At 69.2% G+C, this 9473-nt stretch carries 10 protein-coding genes; 3 read left to right on the top strand and 7 right to left on the bottom strand.

Annotated features, from left to right (window positions below; all coding sequences use genetic code 11):
- A partial coding sequence (locus ACRDP3_RS04655; protein WP_431515522.1) for an enoyl-CoA hydratase-related protein occupies nt 1-308 on the top strand: 308 nt, incomplete at its 5' end.
- A gap of 42 nt (nt 309-350) precedes the next feature.
- Here the strand turns inward: ACRDP3_RS04655 and ACRDP3_RS04650 are convergent.
- Nucleotides 351-1535 (bottom strand): 4-hydroxybenzoate 3-monooxygenase, encoded by a 1185-nt coding sequence (locus ACRDP3_RS04650; protein ID WP_431515521.1) that lies wholly within the window; start codon nt 1533-1535, stop codon nt 351-353.
- The gene (locus tag ACRDP3_RS04645; RefSeq protein WP_431515520.1) at nt 1532-2770 is read right to left on the bottom strand and encodes an MFS transporter; all 1239 of its coding nucleotides are present in this window, start codon (nt 2768-2770) and stop codon (nt 1532-1534) included. Before ACRDP3_RS04645 ends, ACRDP3_RS04650 begins: the two co-directional genes overlap by 4 nt.
- Nucleotides 2771-2900: 130 nt before the next feature.
- On the opposite strand from ACRDP3_RS04645, the gene ACRDP3_RS04640 reads away from it, so the two are divergent.
- A complete protein-coding gene (locus ACRDP3_RS04640) occupies nt 2901-3665 on the top strand; it encodes an IclR family transcriptional regulator (RefSeq protein WP_431515519.1) in 765 nt (254 codons plus the stop codon).
- A gap of 97 nt (nt 3666-3762) precedes the next feature.
- On the opposite strand, the gene ACRDP3_RS04635 is transcribed toward ACRDP3_RS04640, so the two are convergent.
- Nucleotides 3763-4503, bottom strand: coding sequence for a LysR family transcriptional regulator substrate-binding protein (locus tag ACRDP3_RS04635; RefSeq protein ID WP_431515518.1), 741 nt, complete (start codon nt 4501-4503; stop codon nt 3763-3765).
- 58 nt (nt 4504-4561) lie between these two features.
- Here ACRDP3_RS04635 and ACRDP3_RS04630 point away from each other — a divergent pair, with 58 nt between their 5' ends.
- Entirely contained in the window at nt 4562-4969 is a 408-nt protein-coding gene (locus ACRDP3_RS04630) for a DUF5997 family protein (protein WP_431515517.1), read from the top strand.
- 49 nt (nt 4970-5018) lie between these two features.
- Here the strand turns inward: ACRDP3_RS04630 and ACRDP3_RS04625 are convergent, their stop codons facing one another.
- The 4 genes from ACRDP3_RS04625 to ACRDP3_RS04610 all read right to left on the bottom strand — a co-directional run.
- On the bottom strand, nt 5019-6305 hold the full coding sequence (locus ACRDP3_RS04625; protein ID WP_431515516.1) for an ROK family protein: 1287 nt from the start codon (nt 6303-6305) through the stop codon (nt 5019-5021).
- Nucleotides 6302-6517 (bottom strand): hypothetical protein, encoded by a 216-nt coding sequence (locus ACRDP3_RS04620; RefSeq protein ID WP_431515515.1) that lies wholly within the window; start codon nt 6515-6517, stop codon nt 6302-6304. The genes ACRDP3_RS04625 and ACRDP3_RS04620 overlap by 4 nt, the downstream gene beginning before the upstream one ends.
- A gap of 272 nt (nt 6518-6789) precedes the next feature.
- Nucleotides 6790-8007, bottom strand: coding sequence for a S8 family peptidase (locus ACRDP3_RS04615; RefSeq protein ID WP_431515514.1), 1218 nt, complete (start codon nt 8005-8007; stop codon nt 6790-6792).
- A gap of 672 nt (nt 8008-8679) precedes the next feature.
- Nucleotides 8680-9473, bottom strand: a 794-nt coding sequence (locus ACRDP3_RS04610; RefSeq protein WP_431515513.1) for an amino acid permease, incomplete at its 5' end; no start/stop codon positions are given.

Raw genomic sequence — 9473 nt, 5'->3', positions numbered from 1 at the left:
CCCGTACGCTGCGCGCGCTGCTGACCGCCGAACTGGTCAGTGCGCAGGAGGCACTTGAGGCCGGGCTCGTCCAGGAGATCGCCGAGCGCGGGGACTTCGACGACCGCGTCGCCGGGCTGGCCGCCGGCATCGCCCGTGGCGCCCCGCTCACCCTCGCCGCACTGAAGGAGGCCGACCGGCGGGTCCTGGCGGCCTCGGCACCCGGCCCCGCCGACGATCTCTACCAACTGTGCTACGGCAGCCGCGACTTCCGCGAGGGCGTAGCCGCGTTCCTGGAGAAGCGCACCCCCGACTGGCAAGGACGGTGAATGCGGCGCGTGCAGGATTTCGCTCCCCGTGGCCACCACAGCTCAGTAGCCGATGGGGAGTCCGGCGTAGTTCTCGGCCAGAGCGGCTGCGGCACTCCTGGAGCGCACCACCCACTCCAGCTGCGAGCGCTGCAACTGAGCGTCGAAGGGGTCCCCGGTGACGTGCAGCATGCTGGTCATCCACCACGAGAAGTGGGTGCCCCGCCACACCCGGCGCAGAGCCGTCTCGGTGTACTCGTCCGCCGGACGCGGGTCGCGTTCGTTCAGCAGGGCCGCCAGCGCGCGAGAGAGCAGTGCCACGTCGGCCACGGCGAGATTCAATCCCTTGGCACCGGTCGGCGGGACAATATGTGCAGCGTCGCCAGCCAGGAAGAGCCGTCCGTACTGCATCGGCGTCGAGACGAAACTGCGCATGGGCAGGACCGACTTGTCGGTGATCCGCCCCGGTTGCAACTGCCAGCCGTCCTGCCCGTGGCCGAGTCGCAGGGCCAGCGCGTCCCAGATCCGGCCGTCGGACCATTCGGCGACGTCTTCGCCCGGGTCGACCTGCAGATAGAGCCGGCTGACCGAATGCGAGCGCATGGAGTGCATCGCGAATCCCTCGGGATGCCAGGCGTAGATGAGCTCGTCGGTGGACGGAGCGACCTCGGCAAGAACGCCGAGCCACGCGTACGGATACTCCCGGCCGAACGAACTGCGCGCGTCTTCGGGGATGCTCCGGCGTGCGGGGCCGTGGAAGCCGTCGCAGCCGGCGACCACGTCGCAGTGGATGCGGTGGGGACGACCCTCGACGTCGAGGAAGGTCACCGCGGGGCTCTCACCGTCGATGTCGTGCAGGGCGACATCGCTGACCTCGTAGTAGGCCAGCTGACCCGCCGCGGAGCGCGCCCGCATGAGATCGCGCGTGATCTCGGTCTGCCCGTACACCCACACCGACCGGTTCACGAGCGAGTTGAAGTCGATGTGGTGGCGCTCGTGCGGGAACTGGAGATGGATCCCCCGGTGCTCCATGCCCTCGCGCCTGAGCCGGTCACCGACGCCGACCTCACTCAGCAGGTCGACCGTCGAGTGCTCCAGCATGCCGGCACGGATGCGGCCGCGGACGTACTCGGTGCTGCGGTTCTCCAACAAGACCGACTCGACTCCTTCGCGGTCTAGCAGGTGGGACAGCAACAGTCCGGCCGGACCGGCCCCGACGATCACCACCCGGGTGCGCGTCGTCGTCACGAGCGGTCCTCACGCAGGTGCGCCGGCACGAACACCAGGGACAGGACAGCGAGAACCGCGGCGACCGAGAAGGCGTAGAAACCCCAGGGGTAGGCGACCCCCGCGCTCACCAGCAGGCCACCGAGGAACGGGCCGACGATCGCACCGAGGCGTCCCACACCGGCGGCCAGGCCCAGCGCGGTGCCCCGCACCTCTGCGGCGAACAAGTGGCCGACGAAGGCGTACACCAGTACCTGGGCGCTGAAGACGAACACACCGGCCAGGAAGACCGCGGCGTACACCACCGCCGTCGCCTCCAGCTTGACCGACAGCAACGCCAGGAAGACCGCCGCGACGCCGAACCAGAGCAGCACTGTCCGCTTGTTGCCGTGCGCGTCCGAGACCCGCCCGGCAAGCAGCAGGCCGGCGACAGCTCCGAGGTTGAGCGCGAGCAGCAGCCCCAGCGAGTCACCGGTCGAGTAACCGGCCGAGCCCATGATCTGCGGAAGCCAGGTGTTGAGCCCGTACACCAAGAGCAGGCCCATGAACGAGGCGACCCAGATACCCAGGCTCACCCGCAGCAGCCGACCGCGCAGGAGGGCGGAGGGCCGAACCGGCTGCTCGGCGGCGGAGGCGGCCTTGCCGCGCGCCTCGAGGAACGCCGAGGACTCCGGCAGCTTGGCCCACATGACAGGCAGCGTCAGCAGCCCGGCCACGCCGCCCACGGCGAACATCGCCTCCCAGCCGAACTCGGGGACGACAACGATCGCCAGCACAGCGGTGAGCACCGCACCCGCGTGGTAGCCGGTCATCATCTGCGTGACGGCGGAGCCGCGGCGGCCCGGTCGTGCGTATTCGGTCATGTACGCCAGCGCGGTCGGCAGGCACGCGCCCAGGCCGAGACCGCTGAGGAAGCGCAGTGCCACGAAGGTGGCGATGTTCGGGGCCCACGCGATCGCGAGGGTCAGTACCGAGAAGACCGCGATGCAGGTCATCAGGCTGGCGCGGCGGCCGAACCGGTCGGTGAGCGGGCCGATCGCCACCGCGCCGATGCCGACCCCGACCAGCCCGACCGTGGCCGCGGTCGTGAGCGACCCGGGGTCGAAGCCGAGTGCCTGGGTCTTGGTGAGGGTGGGAATGACGGCGCCGAGCACGACCAGGTCGAACCCGTCGAGTGCGACCGCGAGCCAGCAGAGCAGAACCGGCCAGGAGCCGCCCTGGGCGGTGCGTGGCGCCGTGGGGGACGTTGACGACATGGTGTTTCTCCTTGTCGGGGTGACCGACATCGTGATGCGTGGCACACTCCACGCACAGCGCTGTCTTTCACTGAGTGGAAAGCACATGTCCGGAAACAGCAGTCAGCCGGGCCGAACCGTGGCTTCACGCATGCTGGCAATCCTCGACGCGTTCGACTTCGAGCACTCGCGGCTGACCCTCTCCGATCTCGCCCGGCGGGCGGAGCTGAGCCTGCCGACCACCCACAGGCTCGTCGGTGAGCTGACCCGCTGGCGTGGCCTGGAGCGGGAGGACGACGGCACGTACCGGGTGGGCCTTCGTCTGCTGGAGCTCGGACTGCTGAGCGGTCTGCACACCCGGCTGCGCGACGTCGCCATGCCCTTCATGCAGGAGCTGTACGAGGCCACCCGGGAGAACGTCCACCTCGCCGTGCGCGACAGCGACAAGGCGCTGTACGTGGAGAAGCTCACCGGTCACCGGTCGGTACCGATCATCTCCCGCACCGGCGGACGACTGCCGCTGCACACGACCGGCGTCGGCAAGGCGCTGCTCGCGTGGGCGTCACCCACCGACATCGACGACCACCTCAGCAGGCCGCTGAGCCGCCCGACGAGGTACTCCATCCGCGAACCAGGCCGGCTGCGGCGCGACCTGCGGCGCACGCGACGCCGCGGGTTCGCCACCACGCGCGAGGAGATGACACTGGGCAGCTGTTCCGTCGCGAGCCCGGTACGTGTGGACGATGAGCCCGTCGCAGCCGTAGGCGTGGTGGTCCGCTCCGGCCTGCTGGAGCTCGACCGACTGGCTCCGCCCGTACTCGCGGCCGCACGAGGGATCGGTGCCCGGCTCGCCGAAGTCGGCGACGACCCCTACCCCGGTTACGTCCACGACCTCGCTCTACGGTCACCGCGCTGAGCGCCTGACGTCTCCTGGAAGGCCTGCTTCGCAGCGCCCTCGTGCCCTCGGCGTCCTCATCGCCTCCCGGCTGCCGGATTCAGGCGCGCAGCCGAGGCTACGACCGGCGGCGCGGCCCGCGGCGCTTACCGCCCCGAGGGCCTCCGGTTCCCTGGCGTGGGTTCCTTCCCGCGGACTTGCCCCGCGCACTGCCCGCGGAGGCGCGCTTCGGCTGCGCCCGGGTGGCTGCGCGCCCCCGCGTGCTGTTGATGGTCCGCCCGCGGACGATCCCGATGAAGTCCTCCACCATGTCGGTGGTCATTTCTTCCGGCCACGACAGTGCGACACGTGACTGCGGGGCGTCCGTGACCGGCCGGTACGTGATGTCCCTGCGGTGGTACAGACGCGCGAGCGACTGCGGTACGACGAGCAGGCCCACTCCTGCCGCCACCAGTTCGACCGCATCCGCTGTCGTGGAGGGCCGCTCGATCGCCGGCCGGCCCGGCAGACGCTCCCAGTCGAGGGTGTCGTCGAGGGGATGCAGCACGACGTCGTCGGCCAGACTCTCGACCGTCACCTCATCGGCCACCGTCACGACGTGGTCCTTCGGGACCACGACCACCGTCGTCTCGGTGTAGAGGGGGATCGCACTGAAGTACGTACGGTCGACCGGCAACCGTACGAAGCCCGCGTCGGCGCCGCCGTCCCGCAGCACGTCCGGTGCTTCGGCGGCGCTCACAGGGACGAGGGTCAGCGGAATGTCGGGCAGCCGCTCGTTCCAGATCCGCACCCACTTGGCCGGCGTCACGCCCGGTACGTACGCGACCCGGAACGACGGGGATGCCTCAGAGCTGGTCACGCCGCCAGAATACCGGCCGTGGTCCGAGGCCCGACACTCACTCGATACCCTGGACACCATGACGTCTCGCCAGAACACCCAGACCATGAAGCCCGCGACCGCGGCGAAGAAACTGGGTGTGTACCTCGAGGCCACGCCCCCCGAGTTCCAGGAGGGTGTCGTCTCGCGCAGCGAGCTGAACGCGCTGCAGGCCGATCCGCCGGAGTGGCTGGTGGAACTTCGCCGCAACGGGCCGCACCCCCGCCCGGTCGTAGCGGCGAAGCTGGGCGTCTCCGCCTCAGGTCTCGCGCGTGGCGGAGTCACCGAACCCCTCACCACCGAGCAGATCGATGCGCTGAAGCAGGAACTCCCTGAGTGGCTACAGCAGGAGCGCACCACCCAGGCCGAGGTCCGGAAGGAAGCGGTGCGCATCAAGGAGAAGAACAGGGCGAAGCAGCAGGCGGAACGAGGCGAACAAGCCCGCTGACCGCAGCGCCCGTATCCTGACCACGGCGACCGCGGCAGCGAAGGCGGATTCAACTGGTCGTCGCAACACCTCGATGGTGGAGGAGAGTGTTGTGGCGCAAGGGAGAGCGCGTGCGGCGATTCGGGCTGGGCGTGATCCAGGCAATGGGCCGCGTCGGTTCGTGCTTCGACAACGCCGTCAGCGAGGCGTTCAACGGCGTGCTGAAGGTCGAGTACGTCCACCGGCACACCTTCCGAACCGAACCGATCATCAAGATCGCCACGTGGATCATCGACTTCTGTAACGCCCGTCGGCTACACATCGAGCGCGGCGCACCATCCCTTCGTTTCCGGGCCACCCCACCCGGATCAGCGACCGGTAGATCCGGACTGAGCGGCGACCCCTGTCCGGCCTTGTCTGCCGGGGACCGACTGTTGCCATGCGGCGTGGGCGGCGCCCAGCAGCCCGGATCCGTGGCCCAGTTCGGCGTAGCGGACGGGCGGCGGGGCGGGGCGGGGCGGGGGGACCGTGCGGCGTAGGTGTCCCGCAGGACCTCGTGGAGCAGTCCTCCGGAGGTACCGAGCCCGCCTCCGATGATGATCGCCTCGGGGTCGAGCAGCTCCACCGTCCACACCAGCGCGGTGCCCAGGGCCCGTCCCGCGGTGGTGAGCAGTTCCGTCGCCGACCCGTCCCCGGAGGCCGCCCGCCGGACGACCTCTCGGGTCTCGGTGATGTCGGAGCCGGTGGCCTCGGCGTACCGGGCCGCGATGCCCGCTCCGGAGGCGTATTCCTCCAGGTTCTGCGGGCGCCCGTCACGGCTGCGTGCCGAGAACGTCGGATCCACCGAGGCCGCGACCTCGAAATTGCCCAGCGCGATCGCTTCCCCGCGATGCCCCTGCCAGAGCTCTCCGGCCCGGACGAACGTGGCGGAGAGCCCGGTGCCGAGGGAGACGTACAGGAACGAACCGCGCTCACGGCCGGCGCCGAAGCGGGCCTCGGCGAGCGCGCCGCACCGCACATCGGACTCGACGACCACCGGTCGACAGGGCACCAGCGGAGCAAGCAGGTCTGCTGGCTGGGTATCCCAGTCGAGAACCTCTCGGCTGGTCAGCCGCCTGGCGGGGTCGACGTACTCGGGGAATCCGGCGCCGATGCCGACCACCTCGACATCGCGCTCGGCGGCCGCGTCGATCATCTCGCGCGCTGCCGCCACGGTACCGGCGAGCTCCGGGTCCCGCCTGCCGTCCCGTACGGACGGGCGCGAGGCGGAGTGCAGCACCGCTCCGTCGGCCGTCACCAGGCCGGAGACGATCGTGGTGCCCCCGACGTCGAGGGCGACCACGGCCGGGACACTCACGGCTGCCACCCCTCGGGAACCCGCCCGGAGCCCACCCAGTAGCGCGCGCCCTCGCCTTCCACGTCCACCAGCCGGTAGTCGGTGCCCTTCGGCAGGTACGCCGCGTCATCGGGCTCGATGCGGTGCCACGCCGGTCCCTCATAGGAGGGCAGGTGCAGGTAAAGCGTGCCGTCGGTCACGTAGAGGACGGTCTCGTCCTGCGCGGTGTGCACCTCTCCCGTGTGCCCGGGCGAGAGCCGTCCGCGCGCGACGGTCAGGTACTCGGTGTCGACGGCCGTACCCAGCAGATGGCCGCCATCGGCTTCCGGAAGGTGGTGGAGCTGGTCGTCCTAGCGTCACAACCGGGCGAGCCCCTTGTCCGGCGGTGAGCGTCGCTGACCGATGGTCAGCTGACGGACCGTTTCTCGTTTCTCCTGAGCTGGGCGGCGCCGAGTCATCGGCGCCGCCCAGTCGCGTGAAGGCTGTCGCGTCGAAGCGATGCGGATCAGAAGGTGGAGACGTTGAGCAGCTTCTCCTGGATGCCGTCGGGGTCACCGGCCGGCCAGCTGTAGTTGGTGGTTCCGGCTGTCTGGAGGGCAGCCTTCACGATACTCGGCGAGGCCGAGGGGTTGGTGGCCTTGTACAGGGCGGCGCCACCGGCGACGTGCGGTGTCGCCATGGAGGTGCCGGAGATCGTGTTGTAGCCGCCACCCTTCCAGGTGGACTCGATGCAGACGCCGGGGGCCATGATGTCCACGTCGGCACCGAAGTTGGAGAAGTTGGCGATGGTGTCGTCGATGTCGCTGCGGCAGGTTGCCGGAGCGCCGCCGCCAGGCTGGCCGTTGAAGTCAGCCAGGGCGCTGACCGTGATGACCTCGTCGTAGGCGGCCGGCGTGTGGTTGGCGGCATCATCGGTCTCGTTGCCTGCGGCGACGGCGTACGTGATGCCCGCGGACACGGAGTTGCATATCGCCTCGTGCATGGCGTCCGTGTTGGATCCGCAGACGCTGTCCGTGCCGGCGCCGCCGAGGCTCATGTTGGCCACTTCGATCTCGTTGGCGTGGGCGGTCACGTAGTCGATGCCGCAGATCACGTCCGAAAACGTGCCGCTGCCCGCGTTGTTGAGGACCCGGACGGGCCAGACGCGTGCCCCGGGAGCCATACCCACGACGCCGCTGGTGTTGTCGAGGGCACCGATCGTGCCGGAGACGTGAGTGCCGTGGCCGTTGCCGTCGTCAGCGCTTTTGCCCGTAGAACAGTTCTTGGCGCCCGCCATATACACGTTGAGGTCAGGGTGGTCGAGGTCGACGCCGGTGTCGATGACGGCGACGTCGACGTCGACGCGCTCGTCCGCGCCGTTGATCTTCGCCGTGGGGCTCAGCTCGGCGTCCGCGCGGTTGATGCCGGTCGGGGTCGACTGAGCGTCGGTCTGGACGGTGCCGTCCTGCTGGACGCGCAGGACACGGGAGTCCTTCTGGATCCGCTCGGCGGCGGTGGAGCTCATGTTGGCCGAGTAGCCGTGGATGGCGTGCGTGTAGACGTGCTTGAGGTCGGCACCGTGGGCGTGTGAGTGCTCCGACGCCACCGAACTGGGCTTGACGTTGTCGCGAAGCATGACGATATAGCCGGTGGTTGACGGTGCCGCATTGGCCGGGGCGGTGGCCGCGGTGCCGGCAATCACGAGAGCACCGGCGAACAGTGCTGCGGTCAGGGATCTGCGCATGGTCGAGCTTCCTCTCCGAAGATCATCCGGTGAAAGACGGGGGGGTGGCCATGCGTTCCTCCCAGCAGGAGGCTTCCGCGTCCGGCTGGAGGCAGCATGTCGTGCCGAGTTCCCAGGTAAGGTGCCTCGGCGTCAGTGCGTCATCGCAGGGCTGGGCTCGGAACAGTCCTCAAAAGGATGCGGACGGCCAGCCACGTATGCTGGACACGAGACCGTGAGTCGTCACTGCTCGCCCTCCACGAAAGCCTGCACGGTGGCCTGACATCCGCGTCCTCCACGAGTTCCGGTGGAACCTGGGCCGTACGAGTGAGCCGGGGGTTACCCCTGCGATGCGGGATGAAAGTAGCGCGCGAACACACCAGGCGGAAGAGTGCGTTCCAGAAACCTGACGGGAAATCAGGCGCAGGCCCGTCATCACTCCCCAGGAAACCCTCGAGGATCAGAGCATCTGGTCCAGTGCTCCGGCGACACCGTGCACGACCAGCGGGCTCAAGGTCTCCTCCAGTAGCTCGCGGAAGACCGGATGCTCCCGGAGGCCCTCGCCGAACATGCCGCTCGCGCGAGCTGACCCGAGCCGACGGAGCCGTCGGCTTCAGCTGCTGCGGCTCAACGGCACGTGCATGTATGCGTGTCGGCCTACTGCGGCCCGCGACGTCATCGCGGGCCGGGTGGCTACCCTCGAGCGCCGGGGCTCATGCGGCTGCGCGCACGCCCGTAGGAGAAATAGAGCACCACCCCGACGGCCATCCACACTGCGAACCGCAGCCACGTCTCGCCGGAGAGGTTCAGCATCAGCCACGTGGAGGCGGCGATCGAGACGATCGGGAGCAGCGGCACCCAGGGAGTGCGGAAGGAGCGAGGCAGGTCGGGACGGGTGCGGCGCAGGATGATGACGCCCAGCGCGACGACGGCGAAGGCGAAGAGGGTCCCGATGTTCACCAGGCTGGCCAGCTCCTCGATGCTTGTGAAGCCCGCCAGGAGGGCCACGACACAACCCAGCAGGACGGTCGAGCGGTACGGGGTGGCGAAGCGCGGATGCACCTTGGAGAAGAACCGGGGCAGCAGCCCGTCGCGGCTCATCGCGAAGAACACGCGGGTCTGACCGAGGAGCAGGATCATGCACACGGTGGTGAGACCGATCGCGGCGCCGAAGCTGATGAATCCGGCGAACAAGGGATGCCCCGTGGCCTTGAACGCGTCGGCGAGCGGTGCGTCCACCGTCAGCCGTGTGTAGTGCTGCATGCCGGTCACCACGATGGCGACCGCGACGTAGAGCACGGTGCAGATGAAGAGCGAGCCGAGGATTCCGCGTGGCATGTCGCGCTGCGGATTCCTCGTCTCCTCGGCGGCGGTGGCCACGATGTCGAAGCCGATGAAGGCGAAGAAGACCACGGACGCCGCCGTGAAAATGCCCTGGACCCCGAAATTCGTCGGCGCGTAACCGAAGATCAGCTGGATCAGCGGGG

Origin of the sequence: Streptomyces sp., assembly GCF_050698815.1 — a bacterium.
Classification (GTDB): domain Bacteria; phylum Actinomycetota; class Actinomycetes; order Streptomycetales; family Streptomycetaceae; genus Streptomyces.
Note: the sequence above shows the minus strand (reverse complement) of the source record. Positions and strands in the feature narration are given on the sequence as shown.